This is a genomic window from Halomonas sp. SIMBA_159 (assembly GCF_046536035.1).
GTDB classification, from domain to species: domain Bacteria; phylum Pseudomonadota; class Gammaproteobacteria; order Pseudomonadales; family Halomonadaceae; genus Vreelandella; species Vreelandella venusta_A.
In genome coordinates this window covers 1-24,679 of the sequence record NZ_JAWJBT010000023.1, presented here as the reverse complement: position 1 = coordinate 24,679, position 24,679 = coordinate 1, and the positions used below count along the sequence as shown (strand labels likewise).

The 24,679-nt window shown below is 57.5% G+C and carries 22 protein-coding genes; 11 read left to right on the top strand and 11 right to left on the bottom strand.

What is annotated here, in order from left to right; all coding sequences use genetic code 11:
• Nucleotides 1–4: 4 nt before the first annotated feature.
• Entirely contained in the window at nt 5–1,198 is a 1,194-nt protein-coding gene (locus R0J87_RS14995) for a cation diffusion facilitator family transporter (protein ID WP_404344351.1), read from the bottom strand.
• A gap of 187 nt (nt 1,199–1,385) precedes the next feature.
• On the opposite strand from R0J87_RS14995, the gene R0J87_RS14990 reads away from it, so the two are divergent.
• The 5 genes from R0J87_RS14990 to nhaD all read left to right on the top strand — a co-directional run bounded on the left by R0J87_RS14990 (nt 1,386) and on the right by nhaD (nt 8,206).
• The gene (locus tag R0J87_RS14990) at nt 1,386–2,186 is read left to right on the top strand and encodes an undecaprenyl-diphosphate phosphatase (RefSeq protein WP_404344350.1); all 801 of its coding nucleotides are present in this window, start codon (nt 1,386–1,388) and stop codon (nt 2,184–2,186) included.
• A 29-nt stretch (nt 2,187–2,215) separates the two neighbouring features.
• Nucleotides 2,216–3,334, top strand: a complete 1,119-nt coding sequence (locus R0J87_RS14985; RefSeq protein WP_404344349.1) for an FAD:protein FMN transferase — start codon at nt 2,216–2,218, stop codon at nt 3,332–3,334.
• Between the two features lies 1 nt (nt 3,335).
• Nucleotides 3,336–4,703, top strand: coding sequence for a bifunctional UDP-N-acetylglucosamine diphosphorylase/glucosamine-1-phosphate N-acetyltransferase GlmU (gene glmU / locus R0J87_RS14980; RefSeq protein ID WP_498887127.1), 1,368 nt, complete (start codon nt 3,336–3,338; stop codon nt 4,701–4,703).
• 53 nt (nt 4,704–4,756) lie between these two features.
• Nucleotides 4,757–6,583: a glutamine--fructose-6-phosphate transaminase (isomerizing) gene (glmS, locus tag R0J87_RS14975; protein ID WP_498887125.1), complete on the top strand. Its 1,827-nt coding sequence runs from the start codon at nt 4,757–4,759 to the stop codon at nt 6,581–6,583.
• Nucleotides 6,584–6,739: 156 nt separating this feature from the next.
• On the top strand, nt 6,740–8,206 hold the full coding sequence (gene nhaD, locus R0J87_RS14970) for a sodium:proton antiporter NhaD (RefSeq protein ID WP_498887123.1): 1,467 nt from the start codon (nt 6,740–6,742) through the stop codon (nt 8,204–8,206).
• Nucleotides 8,207–8,393: 187 nt separating this feature from the next.
• Here nhaD and R0J87_RS14965 read toward each other — a convergent pair whose 3' ends face one another.
• The 7 genes from R0J87_RS14965 to R0J87_RS14935 all read right to left on the bottom strand — a co-directional run bounded on the left by R0J87_RS14965 (nt 8,394) and on the right by R0J87_RS14935 (nt 15,489).
• Nucleotides 8,394–9,011, bottom strand: coding sequence for a CBS domain-containing protein (locus R0J87_RS14965; RefSeq protein ID WP_404344345.1), 618 nt, complete (start codon nt 9,009–9,011; stop codon nt 8,394–8,396).
• Nucleotides 9,012–9,129: 118 nt separating this feature from the next.
• Nucleotides 9,130–10,533, bottom strand: a complete 1,404-nt coding sequence (locus R0J87_RS14960) for an ATP-binding protein (protein WP_498887121.1) — start codon at nt 10,531–10,533, stop codon at nt 9,130–9,132.
• Nucleotides 10,530–11,207: a response regulator transcription factor gene (locus tag R0J87_RS14955; RefSeq protein ID WP_404464585.1), complete on the bottom strand. Its 678-nt coding sequence runs from the start codon at nt 11,205–11,207 to the stop codon at nt 10,530–10,532. The genes R0J87_RS14960 and R0J87_RS14955 overlap by 4 nt, the downstream gene beginning before the upstream one ends.
• Before the next feature lie 27 nt (nt 11,208–11,234).
• Complete coding sequence (locus R0J87_RS14950) at nt 11,235–11,912, bottom strand: tetratricopeptide repeat protein (protein ID WP_399841191.1); 678 nt, start codon at nt 11,910–11,912, stop codon at nt 11,235–11,237.
• Nucleotides 11,909–12,736 carry an SDR family oxidoreductase gene (locus tag R0J87_RS14945; RefSeq protein WP_498887118.1) on the bottom strand — a complete coding sequence of 276 codons (828 nt, stop codon included), beginning with the start codon at nt 12,734–12,736 and terminating at the stop codon, nt 11,909–11,911. The genes R0J87_RS14950 and R0J87_RS14945 overlap by 4 nt, the downstream gene beginning before the upstream one ends.
• Entirely contained in the window at nt 12,723–14,870 is a 2,148-nt protein-coding gene (locus R0J87_RS14940) for an AMP-binding protein (RefSeq protein ID WP_498887116.1), read from the bottom strand. The genes R0J87_RS14945 and R0J87_RS14940 overlap by 14 nt, the downstream gene beginning before the upstream one ends.
• Nucleotides 14,854–15,489, bottom strand: a complete 636-nt coding sequence (locus R0J87_RS14935; RefSeq protein ID WP_498887114.1) for a thermostable hemolysin — start codon at nt 15,487–15,489, stop codon at nt 14,854–14,856. Before R0J87_RS14935 ends, R0J87_RS14940 begins: the two co-directional genes overlap by 17 nt.
• Before the next feature lie 147 nt (nt 15,490–15,636).
• Between R0J87_RS14935 and R0J87_RS14930 the strand changes: the two genes are divergently transcribed.
• Both R0J87_RS14930 and R0J87_RS14925 read left to right on the top strand, forming a co-directional pair.
• Nucleotides 15,637–16,536, top strand: a complete 900-nt coding sequence (locus R0J87_RS14930; protein ID WP_498887112.1) for a GNAT family N-acetyltransferase — start codon at nt 15,637–15,639, stop codon at nt 16,534–16,536.
• A gap of 278 nt (nt 16,537–16,814) precedes the next feature.
• Nucleotides 16,815–17,645, top strand: a complete 831-nt coding sequence (locus tag R0J87_RS14925) for a c-type cytochrome (protein ID WP_404344337.1) — start codon at nt 16,815–16,817, stop codon at nt 17,643–17,645.
• Nucleotides 17,646–17,765: 120 nt separating this feature from the next.
• Here R0J87_RS14925 and rep read toward each other — a convergent pair whose 3' ends face one another.
• Nucleotides 17,766–19,835: a DNA helicase Rep gene (rep, locus tag R0J87_RS14920; RefSeq protein WP_498887110.1), complete on the bottom strand. Its 2,070-nt coding sequence runs from the start codon at nt 19,833–19,835 to the stop codon at nt 17,766–17,768.
• A 108-nt stretch (nt 19,836–19,943) separates the two neighbouring features.
• Between rep and R0J87_RS14915 the strand changes: the two genes are divergently transcribed.
• Complete coding sequence (locus R0J87_RS14915; RefSeq protein ID WP_253018726.1) at nt 19,944–20,414, top strand: tRNA (cytidine(34)-2'-O)-methyltransferase; 471 nt, start codon at nt 19,944–19,946, stop codon at nt 20,412–20,414.
• 2 nt (nt 20,415–20,416) lie between these two features.
• Here R0J87_RS14915 and pyrE read toward each other — a convergent pair whose 3' ends face one another.
• Nucleotides 20,417–21,082, bottom strand: a complete 666-nt coding sequence (gene pyrE / locus R0J87_RS14910) for an orotate phosphoribosyltransferase (protein ID WP_498887108.1) — start codon at nt 21,080–21,082, stop codon at nt 20,417–20,419.
• A 141-nt stretch (nt 21,083–21,223) separates the two neighbouring features.
• On the opposite strand from pyrE, the gene R0J87_RS14905 reads away from it, so the two are divergent.
• Nucleotides 21,224–21,991 (top strand): exodeoxyribonuclease III, encoded by a 768-nt coding sequence (locus tag R0J87_RS14905; protein WP_159343622.1) that lies wholly within the window; start codon nt 21,224–21,226, stop codon nt 21,989–21,991.
• Between the two features lie 88 nt (nt 21,992–22,079).
• On the opposite strand, the gene rph is transcribed toward R0J87_RS14905, so the two are convergent.
• Nucleotides 22,080–22,817, bottom strand: a complete 738-nt coding sequence (rph, locus tag R0J87_RS14900) for a ribonuclease PH (RefSeq protein WP_498887106.1) — start codon at nt 22,815–22,817, stop codon at nt 22,080–22,082.
• A gap of 119 nt (nt 22,818–22,936) precedes the next feature.
• Between rph and R0J87_RS14895 the strand changes: the two genes are divergently transcribed.
• The gene (locus R0J87_RS14895) at nt 22,937–23,815 is read left to right on the top strand and encodes a YicC/YloC family endoribonuclease (protein ID WP_498887104.1); all 879 of its coding nucleotides are present in this window, start codon (nt 22,937–22,939) and stop codon (nt 23,813–23,815) included.
• Between the two features lie 257 nt (nt 23,816–24,072).
• Complete coding sequence (locus R0J87_RS14890) at nt 24,073–24,621, top strand: integrase arm-type DNA-binding domain-containing protein (RefSeq protein WP_498887102.1); 549 nt, start codon at nt 24,073–24,075, stop codon at nt 24,619–24,621.
• Nucleotides 24,622–24,679: the final 58 nt, after the last annotated feature.

Below are 24,679 nucleotides of genomic sequence, written 5' to 3'. Positions count from 1 at the left end.
AGGCTTAACGCATGGCGCTGCTGGCCGCGCGAGTAATAAACATCACTTCCACATGACCCAGCCACTCAATGTCACTGGCCAGCGCTTTTAGCTGGCTGGCTAGGCATTGAGGCGGCTGGTGAACCGCATCGCCGATGATCAGGGAGACCGATACCTTATCGTCTAAATAATGGAGCTGAAGCTCATTTAACGTGCGCCATACGGGGTGTGTGTACCAGCGCTCGTTAAGAGCGGCTTCCACCTCCGGGCGCAGCGGCAGGCCTGGCAGTCGGCTGGGGTCGCCTTCACCGGCGTCATCTTCTGGGTCAACGTGGAAGATAACGTCAGTGAGCAGAGGAAACTCGTGGCGCAAACGGCGGCTCACTTCATTGCCGATTTCATGGGCTTCCGAGACGGTAATTTTAGGCCCTACCACCACATGCAGATCGACCATGACCCAACCTGCCGATTGACGGGTGCGCAGGTCGTGCACGCTATCCACGCCGGGTACGCTACACGCCACGTCGTGCATCTGCTGCTGTACTGTTTCGGGTAACGCGGTGTCGACCAGTTCGCGAGCGGACTCCCACAACAGGTCTAAACCCACTTTACCGACCAGCAGGCCAACGATAATAGCGGCCACAGCATCTAGCCAGCCCAAGCCAAACTGCGCGCCCACTAAAGCTACCAGCACCACGGCGGTTGAAAGTGCGTCGCTGCGCGAGTGCCAAGCGTTGGCTTCTAAAAGCTTGGATTTCAAGCGTTTCGCGACCCGCATGGTGTAGCGAAAAATCCACTCTTTGCTAATCAGGGCCAGTATCGTGATGACGATCGCAAGCGCGCCTGGGGCGCCCACTTCTGTGCCGCTCAACAGGCGATCCACGCTTGACCACGCAATGCCTCCGGCCACGAAGATCAGGACGCTGCCTAATAGCAGTGTGGTGAGGGTTTCGATTCGGCCATGGCCGTAATGATGGTCATTATCGGGCTCCTGGCGACCATAGTGAATGGCAGCCAACACAAAGCCATCGGTGACAAGATCAGAGAGCGAGTGAATACCGTCGGCAATCAGCGCGGCAGAGCCGACAAAAAAACCGACCGCTACTTTAATAATGCTCAGCAAACCGTCCAGCCAAGCGCCGATATAGGTCACGCGCTTAGCCTCTTGGCTATCTAACTCGCGATTGGGAACCACTGGCGTTTCTACGGTCTGAGTCATGAGGTACCTTGCAGGGACGCACACTTCTAATAGACGCCTATTGTAGCTTACCGCTGCATAAGCTCTATACCCTCTTGTGAATTCGTACCCTTCTCCAGGGCGGACAATGAATGGCGGGATGTGTATCCTTAGCGCCACTGCGGGTGCGCAAACATCATTTAATGACGTAATACAGACAGGATGACCTATGGATTGGCTCCAGGTGGTGGTATTGGCGGTGGTGCAAGGGCTCACTGAATTCCTTCCTATTTCTAGCTCTGCCCACCTCATTTTGGTGCCGGTGCTGACCACCTGGGAAGATCAAGGCCTTGCCTTCGATGTTGCCCTGCATTTAGGCAGTTTAAGCGCCGTGGTGATCTATTTTCGCCAGGAAATTTGGAAAATGGTCGTCAGCAGCCTGACCGCGGTGAGGGGAAAGGGTGTCGATGAAGACGCGCGCCTAGCCTTTTGGGTCACCATTGCCACGCTGCCAGTATGTATCGTGGGTTTTTTATTCCACGATGTTATTTCCGGCTATATGCGCTCCACTTTAATTATCGGCATTAGCCTGATTGCCTTCGGGCTACTGCTGGGCTACGCCGATTGGAAAATGCGCGGCACCCGCAGCGAGTATCAACTGACCCTCAAGGACGTGCTGATTATCGGCGGAGCCCAGGTGCTGGCGCTGATTCCAGGTACGTCGCGTTCTGGTATCACCATGACGGCTGCCTTGATGGTTGGCATGAACCGTGAAGGGGCCGCACGCTTCTCGTTTTTACTCTCTATTCCGGTGATTGTTTTGGCGGGTGGCCTTGAAGCGATCAACCTGCTGAAAGCGCCTCACTTAATCGATGTACCCGCTATGCTAGTAGGGGCGCTTTTATCAGGGATCAGCGCTTACTTATGCATTCATTACTTCCTGGTGGTGATTAAAAAGCTGGGGATGCAGCCGTTCGTGGCGTATCGGGTGCTGTTTGGTGCCTGGTTACTGTGGTTTTTTCACTTCTAAACGGGCGCGCTTTATTTAAGGGAAAACAAATGAAGGGCTATCAAACCGCGCTAGGGCGTGTGGGCATTGCGACACTGGCGGGCGTTTTGCTGGCGGGCTGTTCAGAAAATGATCGGCCGCTGGAGTCACCGGTGCGCTTTGAAGGCGGAATATTTGGCACCTATTACCAAATGACCCTGGTTGATTCGCTCACTCAGGGGGAAGCCAGCGCGCTGGAAGAGGGCATACTGGCTGAAATGGAAGACGTCGACCAAGCGATGTCCACCTATCGGGATGACTCTGAATTAGTGGCGTTTAACCAATCGCCGCTGAATGAGTGGCAGCCGCTCTCTAACGAACTGATCGAAGTGATGGCCATTAGCCGCTCGGTGGCGGAAGCCAGCGACGGGGCGTTTGATATCACCATTGGTGATGTCGTCAATCTATGGAGCTTCGGCCCCGAGGCTCGGCCAGAAGAGGTACCTAGCGAGGCAGAGTTAAGCGAGCGCATGGCCACCATCGGCTTCGATGCGGTGGAAGTGGATACCCAGCGCATGCAGGCACGGCGCCTTCGCGATGTCTTTGCTGATCTTTCTGGCGTGGCTAAAGGCCACGCCACTGACCGCGTGGCCGCTTACCTCGACCAGCAGGGCATCGAAAATTATTTGGTGAATATTGGCGGCGGCCTGATTGCGCGCGGTTACCGTGACGTTGAAGCACAAACACCCTGGCGGATTGGTATTGAAGTGCCGCAGAGCGGTGTGCCAGAAGCGCAGCATGTGCTTGCCTTAGAAGGGATGTCGGTCGCTACGTCAGGCGACTACCGCAATTACTTTGAAGTCGACGGCGAGCGCTTCTCCCACCTCTTGGACCCCCGTACTGGGCGACCCATTAAACACCAGCTGGCGTCGGTGTCGGTATTTCACCCCTCCAATGCCTGGGCGGATGCTTGGGCGACGGCGTTAACCGTGGTGGGCAGTGAAAAGGGCATGCAGCTTGCGGTAGAGAACAACCTGAATATTTTAATGCTGGTAAAAGAGGATGACCGCTGGCGCAGCTTAGCAAGCCCAGCCTTCGTCAACTATTTCGGCGATGCAATAATCGATGAACTTGGAATAGAGCCCTGGGCGACGCCCGTGGCGAATCGCCAAACGGAGACAGGTGAATAATATGCACGACCTCGATATCGTCATCCTTGCGGCGGGTAAAGGTACGCGGATGCGCTCACAGCTGCCTAAAGTGCTGCATACGCTGGCGGGCAAACCGATGGTGCAACACGTACTGGAGACGGCCAGTGGTCTGAATCCTAGCCGCACCCACGTGGTGATTGGCCACGGAGCCGATCAGCTTCGCGAGGCGTTGGCAGAGCACACAGTGTCGTTTGCGCTGCAAGAAGAGCAGAAGGGGACCGGCCACGCAGTAGCACAAGCCCAGGCTCAGTTAGGTAGCGGCATCGTATTGGTGCTGTACGGCGACGTCCCTCTCATTCGTCGCGATACGCTGGCCAATTTGCTGGCCCATGTCGATGAACAGCATATGGGCCTGTTGACCGTCACGTTAGATGACCCCAGCGGCTACGGCCGTATTGTGCGCGACAGCGATGGTCATGCCGTGGCGATTGTGGAACAGAAAGATGCCAACGACGAACAGCTGACGATTACTGAGTGCAACACTGGCATTATGGCCATGACCAGCGCCCAGTTGAAGCGCTGGTTGCCCCAACTATCGGCGGAAAATGCCCAGGGCGAGTACTACCTGACCGACGTCATCGCCATGGCGGCCAGCGAAGGCGTCAAAGTTGCCACAGCGCAGCCCCATAACGCCACCGAGGTAGAAGGGGTCAATAACCGCTCGCAAATGGCCCGCTTGGAGCGTGCCTACCAGCAGCAGACGGCGGAGACGCTCATGGCCCAAGGCGTTGCCTTGGCCGACCCGGCGAGAATTGACGTGCGCGGTAAGCTCACCTGCGGTCACGACGTATTCATCGACGTGGGCTGTGTTTTTGAAGGGGACGTAGAGCTTGGCGAAGGCGTGCGGGTAGGCCCTTACTGCATCATCAAAAACAGCACCATTGGCGCAGAGAGTGAGATTCACAGCCACAGCGTGATCGACACGACCGTGGCGGCAGGTCTTAACCAGGTGGGCCCCTACGCAAGGCTGCGTCCTGGCACGCGCTTAGCCGTGAAAGCCAAGGTAGGCAATTTTGTCGAAACTAAAAATGCCGACGTGGGTGAAGGCAGCAAAATCAATCATTTAAGCTACGTGGGTGATGCACGCCTGGGGCGCGATGTGAACGTGGGCGCGGGCACCATTACCTGCAACTACGATGGCGTGAACAAACATCGCACCGAGATTGGCGATAACGCCTTTATTGGTTCCAACACTGCCTTAGTGGCGCCTGTCACGGTAGGTAAGGGAGCCACTGTGGGTGCAGGTTCCACGATTGCAAAAGATGTGGCTGAACACGCATTAGCGGTCACCCGCAGCCGACAGTTAGAAAAACCAGACTGGCCTCGCCCGGTTAAAAAGGCTAAATAAGCGTATCAGGACGTTGAATAACACGGCGTGATAACGCCTCAGGAGAAAGAGTTATGTGTGGCATCGTCGCAGCGGTTGCGCAGCGCAATGTGCAGGGAATCTTGTTGGAAGGGCTTAAACGCTTGGAGTATCGCGGGTATGACTCTTCTGGCATGACGGTGCTTAACAACGGTGTATTAACCCGTCACCGTGCTTTGGGCAAAGTGATGGCGCTCGCTGAGCAGTTAGAGGCCGCCGCACTGCCCGGTAACAGCGGTATCGCCCATACACGCTGGGCGACCCACGGCAAACCCTCTGAGGCCAACGCGCACCCGCACCACAGCAGCGATAACGTCGCCGTGGTGCATAACGGCATTATCGAAAATTACGAACAGATTAAAGAAACGCTGCAGGGCAGTGGCCATACCTTCACCTCGGAAACCGATACCGAGGTGATTGCTCATTTGCTGGCGGACAAACTCGCCACGGGCAAAACGCTGTTTGACGCGACACAAGAAATTGTCAGTGGCTTGGGCGGTGCCTACGCCCTGGGGGTAATGAGTGCAGCCGAGCCCGGCGTGGTCGTGGGCGCACGCCAAGGCAGCCCCTTGGTGGTGGGTGTTGGTATTGATGAGGCCTTTTTAGCCTCGGACCCGCTGGCGCTGCTTCAAGTGACCGACCGCTTTATCTACCTGGAAGAGGGCGATTTGGTCGAGCTGCGTGAGCATGGGGTGATTCGCATTGTCGACCGCCAAGGCAACGACGTTGAGCGCCCTATCCATACCTTTGAACATGGCGACGGCGCGGCTAGCAAAGGCGAGTATCGTCATTACATGCTCAAAGAGATTTTTGAGCAGCCCGCCGTTATTAGTGCCGCGCTGGAAGGGCGTTTAAGTAGCCACGGCGTGTTGGTTGAGAGTTTTGGGCCGGATGCGCTGGCGCTGTTCCAGAAAACGCGCCATGTGCATATTATTGCCTGTGGCACCAGCTACCATGCGGGTTTGGTTGCGCGTTACTGGCTGGAGCGCTATGCCGGAGTGCCGGTACAGGTCGAAGTGGCGTCGGAATACCGCTACCGCCATCCGGTGGTACCGGAAGGCACGCTGTTTGTAACGCTCTCCCAATCCGGGGAAACGGCCGATACGCTGGCAGCACTGCGCTTTGCCAAAACGCTCAACTATGTGGGCTCGCTGGCCATTTGTAACGTGCCCGGCAGCTCGCTGGTGCGTGAGTCAGACATGTCGTTGATGACCCGCGCAGGCCCCGAAATTGGCGTTGCCTCGACCAAAGCGTTTACCACCCAGCTCGTGGCACTGATGCTGCTGACGCTGTCTGTTAGTAAAGCGAAAGACCAGCCCGAGCAGCCAGAAATTATTGCCGCGCTACAAGCGCTTCCGGCGCTCTGCCAACAGGTGCTAGCGCTCGATAAGCAGATTGAAGTGCTCTCCCAGGCATTTGCCGAAAAGAATCACGCACTCTTTTTAGGACGCGGCGCGCACTATCCCATTGCCTTGGAAGGCGCGTTAAAGCTCAAAGAGATCTCCTATATTCATGCCGAAGCCTATCCAGCCGGGGAGCTGAAGCATGGCCCGCTGGCACTGGTGGATAGCGAGATGCCGGTAATCTCAGTAGCACCCAATGATGACTTGCTGGAAAAACTGAAATCCAACCTTCAAGAAGTGCGCGCCCGCGGCGGCCAGCTGTTTGTGTTTGCTGACCAAAAGGTGGGAATCAGCCCGCAAGATGATATCCGTGTGTTGGAGCTTCCCGAAGTACACGAAGCGTTGGCACCACTGCTCTACACGCTACCGTTGCAGCTGTTGAGCTATCACGTAGCGGTGCTAAAAGGCACTGATGTGGATCAGCCGCGCAACCTCGCCAAGAGCGTGACCGTCGAATAATCAGCGAGTCACAATTAATAACAGTTAGCTGGCATAAAGCGCTTTACAAGATGCGGCGAATGGCCGCATCTTATGCGCCATCGCTGCGTTGCAGCACATAGTTAGTGTGCTTATTATCGTGGCGGTACTCTCTCACCTTGCCAGGATCATGCTGCTATGAAACCACCTAACGCCCTCGCAACTCGGCATACTGCTTGCCGCGTCGCTTGGTTGTTGACCGCACTTTGCCTTTTCGCTTTTCCTTCGCTCTCCTATGCTGCTGCCGGCCCCCTAGATTTGACCACCTCTCTAGCCGGTATTGCCTCCGTGACTATTTTCATTCTTGCCTATGCCCTGGTAATGAGTGAAGAAATTATCCACATGCGTAAATCCAAACCTGTCCTGGTGGCCGCTGGCCTTATCTGGGCCATGGTGGCATGGGTTTATGTTCAAGCAGGGATGCCCCACGAGGCGGAAAGCGCCTTTAAGGAAACGCTGCTGGAGTACACCGAGCTTCTATTATTCTTGCTGGTGGCGATGACCTATATCAACGCTATGGAAGAGCGGCGTATTTTTGATGCCTTGCGGGCGTGGTTGGTACGTAAAGGCTTTAGCTACCGCAGCCTGTTCTGGATTACCGGCTGTTTGGCGTTCGGTATTTCCTCGATTGCCAACAACATGACCACAGCGATGTTGATGTGTGCGGTCGTACTAAAGGTGGCGGAAGGGGATAACAAATTTATTAGCCTTTGCTGCGTTAACGTCGTCGTGGCGTCCAACGCCGGCGGTGCGTTTAGCCCGTTTGGTGATATCACCACGCTGATGGTGTGGCAGGCAGGACAAGTGCCCTTTGAAGGCTTCTTCGCGTTGTTAATCCCCGCGATAGTAAACTTCATGGTGCCTGCGGTGATCATGAGCTTCTTCCTTGTTAATCGTCAGCCAGCCGCGCTCACCGAGAACGTGTGGATGAAACGTGGCGCTAAACGCATCATCGTCCTGTTTTTAATTACCGTGGCGATCTCGGTGCTATGCCACTCAATCCTTTACCTACCGCCTGCCATGGGCATGATGTTTGGTCTAGGGCTGCTGCAGTTCTTCGGCTACTACCTGCGCCGCAGCCTGCCGCGCTCTCTGGAACGCAAGCGTGAGCGCTACTCTCGCCGTGGCGACTGGCAAAAGCTGGAGCAACTGGGTAGCGTGGTGCCGTTTGATATTTTCAGCAAAATTGCCCGCTCCGAGTGGGATACGCTGCTGTTCTTCTACGGAGTAGTGATGTGTGTGGGGGGCCTTGGGTTTATGGGCTACCTGAGCCTGCTCTCAGAGACACTCTATGGCGGCTGGGACCCGGTATGGGCCAACGTTGTGTTGGGGCTAATTTCTGCAGTGGTAGATAACATCCCCGTGATGTTTGCCGTGCTCTCGATGGCACCGGAGATGTCGGAAGGCAACTGGCTGCTGATTACGCTGACTGCAGGGGTAGGCGGTAGCCTGCTCTCCATGGGTTCCGCTGCTGGCGTGGCACTGATGGGCCAGGCACGAGGCATCTACACTTTTGCGGTTCACCTGCGCTGGGTGCCCGCTATTTTTCTGGGCTACGTGGCCAGCATCGCAGCGCATCTCTTGGTGAATGCAAGTATGTTCTAACCCGTTTGTTAGCACCTTGGCCTGCTTAGCCTCTATGGCTAAGCAGGACGGCTAAGCAGACAAACAAAACGCCCCTTATCTTTCGATAAGGGGCGTTTGCGTGCATAAACTGCTTAAAAACGCGTTACTTTCATCACAGTATTTTTAATTACAGTACTTTTAATATCAGTGCCTTTAATTTTAGGGCTTATAAATCGTGTCCAGTAATGACCTGACAAATATCTGCAAAACTGCGCGCCATGGGTACCACCGTGGTGGGTAGCTTAGCGGGGATTCGGCTACCCATCACTGTCTGAATATCGGTGGCAGAGATGATGCCGCGAACGCTCAATTCCTGATTTGGCTTACGCTCGGTGATCAGCAGGTGCTGTTCGGTGAAGCTTTCCATGGAGAGCAATAAATCTTCAATGGTCAGCGATGCCAGCTGCTCTAAGGGCATGGCGCTGAGCTTTTCCCAGGGCGTCATGATCATGGCGGCGGTGACTTCTGCGCGTTCCAGGTTGCGCTGCTGCATGGCAAGGTTGATACGCCGAGTGCCAATCACCTCTTTGGCGGTCAGTACACCGACACAGTGAGCCTGTTTGTCCATCACGAACAGTAAGCGAATGCCGCCATGGCGCATTTTCAGGTGGGCGTCATCAATCGGGGTATCGCCTGCAATGGACTGCGGCATAACCTGGGTAAAATCGGTCAGCACGGACATCGCTGGGCTTTCAGGGGTTAAGTGCTTGGGCGCGGGTGTGGTCAGTAACGGGGTGGCGCCAAATTGCACTAACGGCTTATGGGTGTTCAGTAATGTAGTCATCGTGGGTACCTCCGTGGTGTGAAGAAGCAGATCATTAACCACACGCCTGCTCTGTACCTTCACATTTGCACGGAATTCTTATCACAATCTTAAGAGTCCGCCGGTGTTACATTTTTTCTCATTCTTTTGCATGGCGCTGGGTCAGCGCGTCTCTTGCTAATACTGCTCGGATGCGCAGGCCATTACCGGGGGCATCTTCGAGTCGCAGCAAGCCTTCATGGCGCTTTACTAGACGCTCGACGATGGATAACCCTAGCCCTGCTCCCGCCCCTGGGCCTGCGCGCTGAAAGCGTTCTACTACCCGGCTGCGCTCGTGAATCGGTATGCCCTGCCCTTGGTCATCTACCATCAGCGTGATGCCCAGTAAGTCCGATTCCAGGGTAACCGTGATGGTACTTTGCTCGGGAGAGTGTTGAATCGCATTACCGACGAGGTTTTGCACTAGGGTTTCAATCGCGCCGGGCTCCTCTTCCATCGTCCAGTCGGCTTGGTCATCGGCATCTAACAGCAGCTGCTGTTGGCGTTCTGCCGCCAGTGGCGAAAGCTTGGCCAGGGTTTCTCGGGTTTCCAGCAGCACGTTGGCATGGCGCAGTTCAGGCAGTGGCTCCTCTTCAGGGTCCAGACGGGCCAGCGTTAACAGTTGAGAAACCAGCCGCGTCGAGCGGGCAACGCCGCTGCGCAGGTGGTGCAAAGACTCTTCACGGTCCTCAGCGTTATCAGCCGTTAAAGCATTCTGGGCGTGAAGGTCCAGCACGGCCAGCGGGGTGCGCAGTTCATGGGCGGCGTCGGCAATAAAGCGTTTCTCGCGCACGCGCAGCTGGCGCAGCCGCTCCAGCAGCCGGTTGAGCGCACCGGCGATGGTGTCTAGCTCCTGGGGCAGTGGGTAGAGTGATAGGGGCTTTAGATTATGCGGGTCGCGGTCGCGGATTTGCTCCGCCATGCGAGATAGAGGGGCCAGCCCCCAGCCAATCGACCACCAAAGCAGCAGTGTTAAGAAAGGCAGACCGATCAGATCCGGCAGCAAGGTGCGCAGCGCCACGGCACTGATTAGCTCGCCGCGCACGTCTTCGCGTTCGCTGACCACCACACGGCTTAAGGAGTCTGGCACATCCAGCACATACACTCGCCAGTCGTGCTCCCCAACGGTCAGCGTGGAGTAGCCAACGGGTTGCTGCGCTAGCGAAGCATCGGGGGCACTGGCGGAGTGTAGTAACAGCCGGTCCTCTTCCCATAGCTGAAAGGCCAGCTTGCTTTCATAGCGGTGCCCTGCAAAGCGTTTATCCGACTGCTCGGCGCGTAGCAGCGCGTTTTCCAAGCTGGTTAGTAGAACATCGCGGTCGTCATCGGGCAGCGGTGCTTGCAGTAACCCCTCTAGCAGGCGTGCATTCTGGGCCAGGCTGGCATCATAAAGCTCTTCGATCTCATGGGCGGCATAGCGATAGCTAATGAAACCAATCACTAGCATGCTGGCACCAAATACTAAGAGGGCCAGCCCCAAGGTGCGTTGACGAATCGATGTCATGCCTCGTCCTTAGCGGGTTTATCCATGACGTAGCCGATGCCGCGCACGGTACGAATGACATCGGAAAACAGCTTTCGTCGCAGGTGGTGAATGTGCACCTCAATGGCATTGCTCTCCACATCCTCCTCCCAGCCGTACACCAGTCGCGTTAGGGTATCCCGGGTAAATACTCGGCCGGGGTGGCTCATAAACTCCTGCAGTAGCGTTAGCTCGCGGCGGGAGAGCGTTACCGGCGCGTCTTGATAGCGAACGTGGAGGGTGTGCGGGTCAAGGGTAATGCCCCGACAGCTAAGCAGGCTGCTGGTTTGGCCTTGGCTGCGGCGCAGCAGGGCTCGCAGGCGGGCTTTTAGCTCGGCCACCTCGAAAGGTTTGGTGAGGTAGTCGTCAGCGCCAGCGTCGAGTCCCGCGATGCGGTTATCCACCGCATCGCGGGCGGTGAGTACCAGAATAGGTACATGGCTACCGTGTCGCCTAACCGCATTCAACACTTCCATGCCGTCCAGGCGCGGTAAGCCTAAATCAAGAATCACCGCGTCAAACGGTTCGCCCTCGGTGAGCGCATTGAGCGCGGTAGCACCGTCACTCAGATGATCCACGGTGTAGTGTTCGGGCTTTAAAGCCAGTCGAATACCCGAGGCTAAACTGGGGTCGTCCTCTACCAGCAAAATGCGCATAAGGCTCCTTGTTCACTGTGTGCTGCGTTACTCAAGCTCAGCGAGTAGCTGACGTATTTCACCACGGCGACCACTGTCTGCCAGTTCGCGGCCTTCCCTGGGGGGCGCCAGTAGAGCGTTCTCTAATGCCTGGCGCGCTTCGGCATCACGACCCTGTTCATGTAAATAGTCGCCCCAGAAGTAGAGACTGTCGATCCCTTCGGGATTAATCGCAAGGGCGCGCTGCAAATGCCATTCGGCTTTGGCCTCATCGCCAAAGCCAATGGGCCAGCCCGGCACCTGATAGTAGAGCGCCCCTAAGCTGGTATAAGCCGAGCCTTCCAGCGCCAGCGGGTTAAGTTCCAGTGCGGTTTCAAGCTCCTGTTTCGCCTCCTTCACCAGCGCTAGCGCGCCAAGCCCACCGTTCACCCCGGCTTCCGTAGAGCGGATAATTCCCGCCCAGATATGCAGCTCGGCGGCTTCAGGGTGGCGCTCAACTAACTGTTCTGCGTGGTCACCCAACTGGCGAAAGGCTTGGCCTTGCTGATCTTGTGGTAGGGAGTACTTAATCTCCGCCCAGCGCTGCTGTAATTCAGTAAAGGATTCTGCCACTGCCGGGTTGTCGGGCTCGCTGGCAAAGCCTGGCAGGCTGAGTAGCCCAAAAGCCGTGGCCAGCAGCGTATGACGTAGAGCCTTTATTTCAAGCATAGCCACTGACCGTTTCATGGCGTGGACTCCTTAGTGGTAACAAAACGACGAATCACCGGTAATTGACGTAACAGCGCCCGATCTACCGCACCGGGCCACAGGGTGTTAAGGCGCGTGAAGAAGCGTTCCGGCCGACCAATTTGCAGCTCTTCGCGCTGCCGCTCCACGGCGTTGATAATGGCCAGGGCAACGGCGTTGGGGGAGTCAACGGCGTTTCCAAGCGCGGCGTTGAGCGCGTCGGTTTGCGGCGAGTTCATGGCCGTGCGTGTGGCGCGAGGGGCGATATACATCACGCGTACCCGGGTGTCGGCAAGCTCGCGTCGCAGTGCTTCGCTAAAGCCTCGCAGAGCAAACTTGGTCGCGCAGTAGGTCACTTGGCCTGGATAGCCCAACTGACCAAAGGTAGAGCCGATGGTGATAATCGTTGCCTGAGGGCAGGCCATCAGTTGAGGCAGCAGTGCCTGCGTTAACTGCAGCGTGGCGGTTAGATTAATCGCCACTAACTGCTCGATATCGCTATCGGTGGTGGTATCGAAAAATCCCTGCTGGTTGTTGCCTGCTGCATTAATCAGCATATTGCAGCCCGCCAGATGGGCCGCACTGACTAAACGGTGGCGTTCCTCGGCACGGGTCAGATCTGCGGCAACGGCCACCATCTGCTCTGGGAAGCGGTTAACCAGCAGAGCGAGCACCTCTGGTTTTCGCCCACTGATGACAAGGTGCGCGCCACGCTGGGCCAGTGCCTTGGCTAGGGCGTAGCCAATGCCGCCGCTCGCTCCTGTGATGAGCACCCGTTGGCCTGCCCACCCGCCAGGAAGTGCCTGTTTGCTAGGCCAACGCATGGCTAAGTTCCTCCACCGCGCTGCGTCCTGCACAGCGCGCTTGAATGCCTCTGAACATCGCGCCATACAGGCGGTAAAACATATTGGCGCTATCAATCACTATGGCGAGGTCTTCATCGCCAAGTTGGTTGATCTGCTGTTCGAAAAAGGCTAAATGGCCAATATCCAGGCTGCCGTGGGAGGTGAGATAGCGCACGGCACTATTGGGCAGCGAGAGGCTGGCCTGTAGCCGCTCGGCGGCCTGGGTCGCTAGTGCCGTGCTGGTGCCTTCCAGTACTTGCACCATGCCGAAAAACGCCACTGGGTTGCCGTGCTCTACGCTATCTCGAATCCAGGCCACCATCAGCCGGGTGGCGGGGTCGGGCGTGGCCGCTGCTGCGGCATCCGCGTCACCGCCTGCGGCACGGATATCATCTAGAATCCACTGTTCGTGGCCGTGCTCCTCTTCGATGTACTCCACCAGCGCGGTACGCAGCCAGTTCAGCCGGTCGGGCAGCCGCGCGCCGCAGGCCATCATGAGCGGCACGGTGAAACGTACGTGGTGATATGCCTGGCCGAGAAACGCAAGGTACTCCTCCAGGGTGACATTGCCCGCCAGAGCGCGGTTAACAATCGGCGTTGTCAGTAGCCAGGTACGTGCTTCTTGGGTGGCGTCTTGTAGCTGTTGGTAAGCGGTCATGATGTTGCTCCTTCTGTTGTGGGGTGACGCGCTCTGCAGCCAATGGCCATAGGCTGTCAGGAGTGTGTCGCGGCGCAGGCGGCCATTGGCCGTGAGCTGTTGGTTATGGGGGGTAAAAGGGGCGGCACGCTGCCACTCATGCACCTGGGCGTAGTCGGGCAGCGTGCGATTCACGGCATCAATCGCCGCGTCGATTTGGGTATCGGTGATGTGGGCGGAAGCGGGCACAATCAGCGCTCTATTCGCGGGCAGGGCTTCGCCGTAGATCATGGCCTGAGCAATGGCTGGCTGCGTGCAGAGTTCACCCTCTACCCACTGTGGGTTCACATTGCGCCCATAGGCGGTAATGAATACCTCCCGTTGGCGGCCGTTGAGGCGGATCGCGTCGCCTTGCCACTGGCCGGTATCGCCGGTGGCATACCACTCGCCGCTTGGGGCTTCGCCGAGATAGCCCAGCATTAGCGCGCCGCACACGTGAAGTTGGCCGTTTTCATCCACCTGAACTTGCGCGTGTGGCAGCGGGCGGCCAACGCCGCCGCTTGGCTCGCCAGGGCGGTTAAGACACACCACCGAAGTGCACTCTGATAAGCCGTAGCCTTCATACACCGGCCAGCCGCTTTGCTGGGCGTTGGCGAGCAGGGCCGGTGCCACCGTTGCCCCGCCCACTGCCACAAAGCGCAGGCTACGGGGGGCATTGGGCGCGTGATTGACGAGTGCTTGAAGCAATTGCGGTACGACAATCAGGCTATTGGGCTGATAGCGGTCTATCGCTTCAAGAGCGTGGGGCGCGTGAAAGCCGCTGGCGCCCTGCCAGCCGAGTGCCGCCATGCTGGGCAGCACGCTACAGGCGCCTAACCACAGCGGTAGATACAGCCCACCGATGTTTTCCAACAGCGTGGAGAGCGGCAGCAGGGCAAGGTGACGGCGTATATCCAGCGGTGCGACGACGGTGGCGAGGCTTTCGGTCACGGTGAGTAGCGCCGCATTATCCAAACACACCCCTTTGGGCGCGCCGCTAGTGCCAGAGGTAAAGGTGATGCGCGTAGTGCCTGCGTGTAACACAGGCGGCTGTTCAACCCAACGCTGTGTGATGGCCGTATCATCGGTGGGCTGAAAGCCGTAGGTGTCGCTGCCGTGGCCAATCCAGCTATCCAACCCCGCTTGCTGAACGATGTGGCGGCGCTGCTGGTCGCTGAAAAACTCAGGGATAGGCACGGCCACGCAGGCTTCCATCATCAGCGCTAAGTCCCAGAGCGCCCATTCCAAACCGTTATCTAGCGCCAGCGCGACCCGCCGAGCGTGAGCGTTGCGCAGCCGCTGGCGGCGCTGAGCAATCTGCTCAAGTAGGTCGGTATAGGAGAGGGAGCGGGTGCCGTCAGTCAGCGCAATGTGCTGGGCAGCGCTGGTGGCATAGCGCTCAATACGTGCCAGTAAGGCATTAGGCTGAGCGCGCATGGAGCACCTCTGTGCTAACGAGGCTGACAGGCGCAGCAGAGGCCTGCAGGGTGCGCATGGCGCTGCGTAAGTCACCGGCCATTACCCACGGGCGATGCTCGTAATAGTGCCCCCACAGTGCCTGTTCATCGCCCAGGCGGCTGGGGTCGGCAGGAGTGATCGGCTGAGGCTCAAGCCCTAAGCGGCGCAGCCCGTTAGCCACTTCTGGCGTGGCCGTAAACAGCAGCCAGGCGATGCCTTCGGACGCTAGCTGGTGTGCTAAATGGATGAATAGCTGGCGCTGCAAGCCGGGCCGAAGGGTGGCTAAGTTGCCAATTTCAGCGATATCCTGGCGGCGAAGGGAGTGATCAAAGCGCTCGTTGAGCACCTGTTCGGCCTGGCTATCCAGGTAGCGTTCTAAAAACAGCGGCTCGCTGTCGGCCACGCGGAGCCCAACGGCAGCATAGGGCTTGTCTGCCTGCCAAAGGCCAAATAGGCGCGGTAGAAAGTGATGGACCGTGGCGTTGTGTTGATGCGCGAAACGCGCCTGTATCAACTGTTTTAGCTGCGTTTGATCATGTCTGTTAAGCGCTTCTTGCCAGCGCAAAGACGTTAAGGGCAGTGAACGTAGATGAGCCATCGGGCGATCTCCATCGTATTTCCCGATACTCTCGTCGACATTACTTAACGAAAACTTAAACCGCGTAAAAAGGCATATTATCCTTTCGTAGGCTTATTAAGCCTTAGAGTGATTAAGCCTTGGGGTTACTAAATAAGGAGAGTCGTTGTGACATTCGACGCGCAGCGCCACCACGCTAGCCTCTATCAGGTGGTGCCCTGTCCCGCACATCGACGACGCGAAGCGCTGCTGCATCTAGCGGCTGTCCACACTCCTTCCCTGCAGGCTGGCCTGCAGCACGCCTTAACGGCGGCGACTGATTCTGATTGGCAGGGTTTGTGGGTGGCGATGGAAGGCGAATACATACGCGCGGCGGCCTGGGTGCAGCCGCTGGCAAACCAAACGGCGCAGCTATGGCTGCCCAGGCACAGCGATGCCGCCGCCCAGGCTCTGCTGAGTGCTTTGCCGGGGTGGGTGAAGCAGCAGCCGATCAGTCTCTGCCATGTGGTGCTCACTGAGCCGTGGGCAGCGTGGGAAGACACGTTAGTCAACAGCGGTATGCGTGCGATGGCCACCCTAGAGCATCGCGCGTGGCCTTGCCAAGCAGCTCTCGCGCCTCAACAGCCGTTGAGATTACGCCCTTTCAAGGCGTTAACGCTGGCTGCACAGCAGGCGTTACTGGCACGGGTAGGTGAAGACTCTTTGGACTGCCCGGCGCTGCGCGACGCGCTGCCGGTTAGCACGCTGCTAGCTGGGTTCCAAGCCCAGGCGGCTTCGGCTCACCCGCAACACTGGTATTGGTTGGAATACCAAGAAAAGCCGATAGGAGTATTGCTGCTCGCTACCCTTTCTTCGCACTGGAGCCTGCAACTGATGGGGCTGGTGCCCGAATGGCGCGGGCAGGGGCTGGGGCACGTTATTATTGAGCATGCCCAAAGCTTGGCTGCCCAGGCCGGGGCGCGGTGCTTAACCCTAACGGTGGATGAGCAGAATACCCCTGCGCAGCGGGTTTATACCCAAGCGGGGTTTATACAGCAGGGGCGCGAGCGCTTGCTGGGGTGGTATTAATCTGGCCGTTCAGTGACGTCATCCTCTGCATATTGGTGTCATGGGTTGAATTGCCGCGCTTAGTAGCATTTTCTTACCCTTTATGTTCTCGGTATACTAACTCTATACGTATGTCTTGGCGTTTCGGTGGCCGCGGTAGCACCATAGAGCGTGGCACGGCCGCACCCAAGGGCAAGAACGGTGTCTCCAGGCGTTAGGTATCCAGCATAAGCAAAAAACGGACGCACTCGTTTTGAAGCGCAACGCGTTTATTACATAAAACTCAAGAGGTGGTGAGAGTGAAATCTAAGCTGATCATGAGCGGGCTGGCGGCCCTCGGCGTCATGGCAGGCACATCCGGTGCTTATGCCCAAGATGCAGCGCGTGACGCAATCGCTGAGCGCCTAGCGCCGGTAGGACAACTCTGCCTTCAAGGCCAAGACTGCGGCACGGCAGCAGCCCCCGCGGCTTCTAGCAGTGGCGGTGATGGTGAAGTCGACGGTGCTGGCATTTACAACAACGTGTGTATGGCGTGCCACGAAACGGGCGCCGCCGGTGCCCCGGTACGCGGTGATGAAGCCGCTTGGGCCGAGCGTACCGAACAAGGTTTTGCCACCCTGCTAGACCATGCCATTAACGGTATTGGCGCGATGCCTGCCCGTGGCGGTAACCCCAACCTCTCTGACGAAGAGATGGAAGCGGCCGTTGCTCACTTGGTCTCTCCCGTGATGGAAGTACCGGAACTGGGCGGCGGCGAAGAAGCCGCAGCAGAAGCCTCTGAAGAGAGCGCGAGCGACGACATGGCAGCAGCCGACGACGCTTCAGCAGAAGAGCCAGCCAGCGAAGCCACCGCCGCCAATGAAGAAGAAGCTGCCGGTGGCGACAGCGGTTTAGACGGTGAAGCGCTCTACGCCAGCGTTGGCTGTGCGGCGTGTCACGCTGCTGGCGTGGCGGGTGCGCCGAAGCTGGGCGACGCTGAAGCTTGGGGCCCGCGTATTGAGCAGGGTACCGACGCACTCTACCAAAGCGTCTTCAACGGTAAAGGCGTGATGCCGCCGCGTGGTGGTAGCAGCGCTTCCGATGAAGAGATTATGGCCGTGGTGGATTACATGGTCTCGCAAGTACAGTAAAGGCTATCGGCCCGCCCTGATGGGGCGGGTAGGCTAGGCGTTATAAAATATCCACAGGCGGGTTTTCAAAACCCCCTGTGGATATTTTTTTGCGCGATACATGGCGCTTGCCCTGCACGCTTATCCCAGCAGCGAGCGCAGCCCGGCAATGGCATCCTTGCCGCGTGCCTGCTTTTTCTCCGGGTCTTCTTTATCGGCGCGGCCCTCCCACTCCAAGTCATCCGCGGGCAGCTCATCCAAAAAGCGGCTGGGTTGGCAGTCCATCAGTTCGCCATACGCCTTGCGCTGGCGGGCCAGCGTCAGCGTTAGCGTACGCCGTGCGCGGGTAATACCCACGTAGGCCAAGCGGCGCTCCTCCTCCACGGTATCCATCTCGATGGCGTTGCGGTGGGGCAGCAAATCCTCTTCCAGGCCCATCAGATACACATGGGGGAACTCCAACCCTTTGGAGGCGTGCATGGTGAGCAGCTGAACCCGATCCGAGTCATCCTCCTCTGCCTGCTGTTCGAGAATATCCCGCAGCACTAGGCGCGAAATGGCCGCTTCCACCCCGTCGGTTTCTGTTTCGGTGGAATCTGTCGCGTCTTCCGGGTCGCGGTTCAGCGACTTCTCCAACTGATCAATCAATATCCACACGTTGGCCATGCGCCGCTCGGCAATAGTAGGGGCGCTGGCGTTTTGGTAGAGCCACGCTTCGTAATCCATATCCCGCAGCATGTCGCGGATCGCGGCAATGGCATCGCCTTGGTCCATGCGTTTACGCACGCCATCAATAAAGTGGGTAAAGCGTGATAACCGCTCCACGGCGCGGGTAGGCAGGGTTTGTTCGAGCCCTAGCTCGTGGCAGGCGGAAAACAGCGAAATCGAGCGCTCGGTGGCATAGTTGGCGAGCTTCTCCAGCGTGCCGGGGCCAATTTCGCGGCGGGGCACGTTGACGATGCGCAAAAAGGCGTTGTCGTCAGCGGGATTAATCAGCAGGCGCAGGTACGCCATGGCGTCTTTGATCTCGTTACGAGAGAAAAACGACGTGCCGCCGGAGAGCTTGTACGGGATCTGGTAGTGCTGCAGCTTTAACTCCAACAGCCGCGCCTGGAAGTTGCCCCGGTAGAGCACCGCAAAATCGCGCCATTCGGCTTTTTCTTTAATGCGCCGGGTAAGCATCTCACTGGCGACCCGTTCAGCTTCGGCCTCTTCATGGCGGTTCACCACCACGCGAATCGGCGCGCCGTCGCCCATATCCGACCACAGGGTTTTGTCATAGACGTGGGGGTTGTTAGCAATCAGCGTGTTGGCGGCGCGCAGGATAGTGCCGGTGGAGCGGTAGTTCTGCTCCAACTTGATAACCTTCAGGCGCGGAAAATCCTCCCCAAGAGTGACCAAGTTCTCTGGTCGTGCGCCTCGCCACGCGTAAATCGACTGGTCGTCATCGCCTACCACGGTAAAGGTGGCCCGTTCCGCCATCAGCAGCTTTACCAGCAGGTACTGGGAGACGTTGGTGTCTTGGTACTCATCCACCAGCATGTAGTGGATTTTGCGCCGCCAGCGGGCCAGCGCCTCTGGGTCGCGCTGTAAGAGCACCACCGGCAGCAGAATCAGGTCGTCGAAATCCACCGCGTTGTAGGCTTTCAGGTGACGAACGTAGGCTTCATAGACGCGCGCGGCGAAGTGCTCGTCATCGTCGGCCGCGAACGAGAGCGCATCCCCAGGCAGCACCAGGTCGTTTTTCCAGGTCGAAATTTTGGCCTGCACAGCGTTAATCTGCTCGGCATCGACCTGGGCATCCTTGTTCATTAAATCCCGCAGCAGCGCCTTGGCATCCTCCGGGTCGAACAGCGAAAACCCCGGCTTGTAGCCCAGGGTTTTCAGCTCGCCGCGAATGATATTGAGCCCCAGGTTGTGGAACGTAGAGACCGTCAGCCCGTGGCCCTCTTTGCCCTTCAGCATTTGGCCCACCCGCTCTTTCATCTCTCGGGCGGCCTTGTTGGTAAAGGTTACCGCGGCAATTTTACGCGCGCTCATGCCGCACTCTTGCACGAGGTAGGCAATCTTGGTGGTGATCACGCTGGTTTTGCCCGACCCCGCGCCCGCCAGTACCAGGCAAGGGCCATCGATGTAGCGCACCGCTTCTTGCTGGCGTGGGTTGAGCCCTTTGATACGGCTAAGAATGCTCTTTGGCGGTTGGGGCGTCATGGCGAAGGGTGACCTCTACAAGTGTTTCGGGGCAATTTCTATTACAATCAGCGGCGCTGACAAAGGCGCAGCAGGCAAATACAGCAGGTAACTCATAGGCAGGTGGTGATGTTTGAAGTAGCGCTATTCGAGCCGCGCATGGCTCCCAATACGGGCAACATTATGCGCCTAGTGGCGAACAACGGCTGCCGTCTCCATTTGATTGAGCCGCTGGGCTTTGATCTCGAAGAGAAAAAGCTGCGCCGCGCTGGTTTAGACTACCGCGACCTTGCCAACGTGACCCGTCACGCGGATTTTACGGCGTTTTACACAGCCATGCAGGGGCGCACCATCTGGGCGATTACCACTAAGGGCACCCGCGCCCACAGCGATGCTAACTTCGCACCGGGGGATGTACTGCTGTTCGGTTCAGAAACCGCCGGGCTCTCTCCAGAAGTGCACGCCATGCTTCCGGCGGAGCATAAACTGCGCATCCCCATGCAGCCTAATAACCGTAGTTTGAATCTCTCCAACGCGGTAGCGGTGGTGAGCTATGAAGCGTGGCGCCAGCAGGATTACGCTGGCGCCCTCGAGATTTAGACTTACCCGGCAATGCCGTATTGGTCGCGATAAGCGCGTACCGCATCGGCGTAGGCGAGCATCTCGCCGCCTGCGTGCTCTTCAAGATACGTCAGCACTTGCTCAAGGGTGACGATGCTGACCACCGGCATGCCGTACTGGGCCTGTACTTCTTGAATGGCGCTCTGTTCGCCTTGGCCGCGCTCCTGGCGGTCCAGGGCAATGATCACCCCACCGGCACGGGCACCGCTCTGCTTAATCAGGCCCATCACTTCACGGATCGCGGTGCCTGCGGTGATCACGTCATCAATGATCAAAATATCGCCTGAAAGCGGCGCACCCACAATGTTGCCGCCTTCGCCGTGGGTTTTGGCTTCTTTACGATTGAAGGAGTAAGGCATATCCAGGTCGTGGTGGTCGGCCAGCGCCGCCGCGGTGACCGCCGCCAGCGGAATGCCTTTGTAGGCCGGGCCAAACAGCACGTCGGCTTTCAAGCCACTATCCACAATCGCCTGGGCGTAAAAGCGGCCCAGTTTGGCCAGCGCCCGACCGGTTTGGAACAGCCCAGCATTAAAAAAGTAGGGGCTAACGCGGCCAGATTTCAGCGTAAACTCGCCAAACTTAAGTACGCCCTGTTCAATGGCAAAAGCAATGAAATCGCGCTGGTAGGGTTGTAGAGTGGTGGCCACGGCATTCCTCACTAAGCGGTAGGTTTCAATCGGCACGAAAGCAACAATAAAAGTAGGGTAAATGGCAAGTTTTACTCGCTGCCTTTACCCAAACGTCTAAACGTCGGGTATCATACAGCAGCGACGCAAAAGGGACGATTTATGAAAATTGCCAGCATTAATGTCAATGGTATACGTGATGCCGTCGACCGTGGCTTCCTGGACTGGCTGGCTCAGCAGGATGCCGACGTGGTCTGCGTGCAGAACATCAAGGCGAAAAGTTTTGAACTGGGTGACCACATTCTCTATCCGGAAGGCTACGAAGGCTACTTCCTGGATGCCGAAGAGGATGGTTTCTCCGGTGTGGCACTCTATTGCCGCAAAATCCCCAAAGCCATTATGTACGGCCTGGGGTTTCCTCAGTGCGACCACGAAGGACGCTTTCTGCAGGCGGATTACGACCGCTTCAGTATCGCTACCTTCCTGATGCCTGATGGAAGTGACCAAAAAGCCAAGCAGGCGTTTATGGAGCAGTACCAAGAGTACCTGACGAAGATGTCGCGCAAACGCCGCGAATACATCATCTGCGGTACCTGGCACATTGCCCACAAAACCGTCGATTTGGCCAACTGGTCGGACAACCAGCTCACCTCGGGTTTCCGCCCGGAAGAGCGTGCCTGGATGGATCAGGTGCTTGGCCCCACCGGCTTTATCGACACCTTCCGCGAAATTAATCGCGACGCAGGCGAGTACACCTGGTGGCCAAAACTTGACCAAGACGTGCCCCGTGATCGTCAAGAAGGCTGGCGGATCGACTACCAACTGGTCGGCCCCAACTTCCGTCGTCACGTGGTGGACGCGTGGATTGATTACGATGCGACCTTCTCTGAGTTCGCACCGCTGATCGTTGAGTATGATCTAGCGCTTTAAGCGTTAGCTACTTCCCGCGTCGCACCGCCAACAGGCCAGCTTACCGCTGGCCTGTTGCGTTTTTGGGCTTGCGTAATGCCGTGCTTCCTTAACCGCGAATCCCCAGCGCTTCCCGCTGTTTCTCACGCAGTTCATCACCGGCTTTCTCGGCCAAATCCAGCATCGCGTTCAGCTCTTTACGGTTAAACGCGCCCGCTTCCGCCGTGCCCTGTACTTCAATCAGCTCGCCGCCTTCGGTCATCACGACGTTCAGGTCGGTGTCGGCTTTGCTATCTTCGGGGTAATCCAGGTCCAGCACCGGCACGCCTTTGTAGATGCCGACTGAGATCGCGCTGACCAGCTGCTTGAAGGGGTCGCCTTTGATCTTCTTTTCTCGCTGCAGGTAGCGAAGCGCATCCACCAGCGCCACGCAGCCGCCGGTAATGGCCGCCGTGCGCGTGCCGCCATCGGCCTGAATCACATCGCAATCCACGGTGATGGTGAACTCGCCCAGCTTCTTCAAATTCACCGCCGCGCGCAGGCTGCGGCCAATCAGGCGCTGAATCTCCAGCGTGCGGCCACCCTGTTTGCCACGGGTCGCTTCGCGGCCACTGCGGGTATGAGTCGCGCGGGGCAACATGCCGTATTCGGCAGTAATCCAGCCCTGATTTTTACCGCGCAGCCAGCGCGGCACGCCCGCTTCCACGCTCGCGTTGCACAGCACCTTGGTATCGCCAAACTCCACCAGCACGGAGCCTTCCGCATGGCGGGTGTAATCACGGGTTAAGCGAATTTCACGGAGCTGGTCGGCCTCGCGACCGCTGGGGCGAACTACATCAGGACGCATAGCACCTCACATCATCTTAAAAGTGGAAAAGCCCTCTATTGTACACGTCTGAGCGTGCGCGGATGGGCCTATCGGTTAGACTGTTCGGAATCACATTGATGAAAAGGATGCATCGACATATGGCCGCTTCCCGCCGCGTACACAGCATGACCGCCTTCGCCCGCACCGAACAGGCCGCCCCGTTTGGCACCCTGCAGGTCGAGATTCGCTCGGTGAACCAGCGCTACCTAGAGCCGCACTTTCGCCTTCATGAAAGCCTGCGAGATTTAGAACCGGTGCTGCGCGAAGCATTGCGCACGCGCCTGGCCCGAGGCAAGGTGGAGTGCAGCCTGCGGTTCGAGAGCGCCGACACCGCCCAAGCACCGGCAGTGAACGCCCAGCGCCTAAAAGAGATAGCCGACGCCCTGGCGGCCATTCAGCAGCAGGTGCCCAGCGCCGTGCCGCCCACCACGCTGGCGCTGCTCAACCAGACCGGTGTGATGGAAACCCAGCACCTCGACCAAGATGCCATTAAAGCCGCCGCCAAAACGCTTTTTAACCAAGCGCTGGATGAACTGATCGACGCCCGCGCCCGCGAAGGCGAAAAACTGGCCGAGATGATCACCACCCGCCTTGACGCGGTGAGCGAGCAAGTGGCCACCGTACGCAGCCTGCTCCCGCAAATCCTGGAACGCCAGCGTGCCCAGCTGCTAGAGCGCTTAGAAATCGCCAAAACCGAGCTCGACCCCCAGCGCCTGGAAGCCGAACTGGTACTGGTAGCACAAAAAGCCGACGTAGACGAAGAGCTAGACCGCCTCACCGCGCACATCGAAGAAGTGCGCCACCAGCTCGCCCAAAAAGGCCCCAAAGGCCGCCGACTGGATTTCCTGATGCAGGAGCTGAACCGCGAAGCCAATACGCTCTCGTCAAAATCGGTGGTGGCGGAAACAACGCGTTGTGCGGTGGAGCTGAAGGTGCTGATTGAGCAGATGCGGGAGCAGATTCAGAATATTGAGTAGTATCCATTTTCGTCTAGGAAATTATATAAACTATTGTTTTTTATATTTTTTATATCAGTCGTTGTCCACGCTCGTCTACCAATATCCAGCTTAAGCCGCTTCTAAGTGGGTAGTAAAGTGGGTAGTGAAATGCCATGCTACCCACTAATCAGGCCGAATTTCTTAAAAGTACTACCCACTTTTACATAAGTAACTGAAAGTTATTTGAAAAATGGGGAAGTGTTGAAGCGTTAATAGAGGGGGGAGGGATGGGGAGCTTGACCGCCAAGAAAATTCAATCATTGATCAGAGAAGCCAAACCAGGGCGCTATGGTGATGGTAACGGTTTGTACTTGATGATTCCCAAGGCAGGAGCTGCCTATTGGATGTGCCGCTATACCTTCGCGGGTAAACGCCGTGGCATGACGCTGGGTAAATGTTCTCACCTCTCTTTAGCTGAAGCTCGTGAGCAGGTGGTTGAGACTCAGAAGGCGATTCGTAGCGGTAAAGACCCTCTTACCGAGCGCAAACGTGAAGAAAAGATAACCATCAGTACGGTGCAGGATCTGTTCGACGATTGGTATCAGGAACTAGAGAAGCGGCTCAAACACCCCAATATCCCCAAGCGCGTATTTGAAAGGGATATCGCTCCCTCCATAGGTTCGCTAACGCTGGATAGCGTTACCCCCATGGATATACGTGCCATCGTCAGAAAGGTGACGGGCAGCGGTCGGCCAACCATTGCAAACGATGCTTTGATGTACTTAAAGCAGCTATTTAATCATGGCATCAAGCTAGGACTTTTGACCCCTGAATTCAAACATTAAGCGCAGCACCCGCGGTTTCCAGCGCTCCTGAATACTCTCCCAGGAACACTTGTGCCGG

Bases quoted from the DNA above. Each gene is read 5' to 3' on its own strand.
- R0J87_RS14995 (WP_404344351.1), bottom strand. From the start codon at position 1,198: ATGACTCAGACCGTAGAAACGCCAGTGGTTCCCAATCGCGAGTTAGAT.
- glmS (WP_498887125.1), top strand. From the start codon at position 4,757: ATGTGTGGCATCGTCGCAGCGGTTGCGCAGCGCAATGTGCAGGGAATC.
- R0J87_RS14940 (WP_498887116.1), bottom strand. From the start codon at position 14,870: ATGCGCGCTCAGCCTAATGCCTTACTGGCACGTATTGAGCGCTATGCC.
- rph (WP_498887106.1), bottom strand. From the start codon at position 22,817: ATGCGTCCTGATGTAGTTCGCCCCAGCGGTCGCGAGGCCGACCAGCTC.
- R0J87_RS14935 (WP_498887114.1), bottom strand. From the start codon at position 15,489: ATGGCTCATCTACGTTCACTGCCCTTAACGTCTTTGCGCTGGCAAGAA.
- R0J87_RS14915 (WP_253018726.1), top strand. From the start codon at position 19,944: ATGTTTGAAGTAGCGCTATTCGAGCCGCGCATGGCTCCCAATACGGGC.
- R0J87_RS14905 (WP_159343622.1), top strand. From the start codon at position 21,224: ATGAAAATTGCCAGCATTAATGTCAATGGTATACGTGATGCCGTCGAC.
- R0J87_RS14985 (WP_404344349.1), top strand. From the start codon at position 2,216: ATGAAGGGCTATCAAACCGCGCTAGGGCGTGTGGGCATTGCGACACTG.
- R0J87_RS14960 (WP_498887121.1), bottom strand. From the start codon at position 10,533: ATGACATCGATTCGTCAACGCACCTTGGGGCTGGCCCTCTTAGTATTT.
- R0J87_RS14895 (WP_498887104.1), top strand. From the start codon at position 22,937: ATGGCCGCTTCCCGCCGCGTACACAGCATGACCGCCTTCGCCCGCACC.
- R0J87_RS14950 (WP_399841191.1), bottom strand. From the start codon at position 11,912: ATGAAACGGTCAGTGGCTATGCTTGAAATAAAGGCTCTACGTCATACG.
- nhaD (WP_498887123.1), top strand. From the start codon at position 6,740: ATGAAACCACCTAACGCCCTCGCAACTCGGCATACTGCTTGCCGCGTC.
- R0J87_RS14990 (WP_404344350.1), top strand. From the start codon at position 1,386: ATGGATTGGCTCCAGGTGGTGGTATTGGCGGTGGTGCAAGGGCTCACT.
- R0J87_RS14945 (WP_498887118.1), bottom strand. From the start codon at position 12,736: ATGCGTTGGCCTAGCAAACAGGCACTTCCTGGCGGGTGGGCAGGCCAA.
- R0J87_RS14965 (WP_404344345.1), bottom strand. From the start codon at position 9,011: ATGACTACATTACTGAACACCCATAAGCCGTTAGTGCAATTTGGCGCC.
- glmU (WP_498887127.1), top strand. From the start codon at position 3,336: ATGCACGACCTCGATATCGTCATCCTTGCGGCGGGTAAAGGTACGCGG.
- R0J87_RS14955 (WP_404464585.1), bottom strand. From the start codon at position 11,207: ATGCGCATTTTGCTGGTAGAGGACGACCCCAGTTTAGCCTCGGGTATT.
- rep (WP_498887110.1), bottom strand. From the start codon at position 19,835: ATGACGCCCCAACCGCCAAAGAGCATTCTTAGCCGTATCAAAGGGCTC.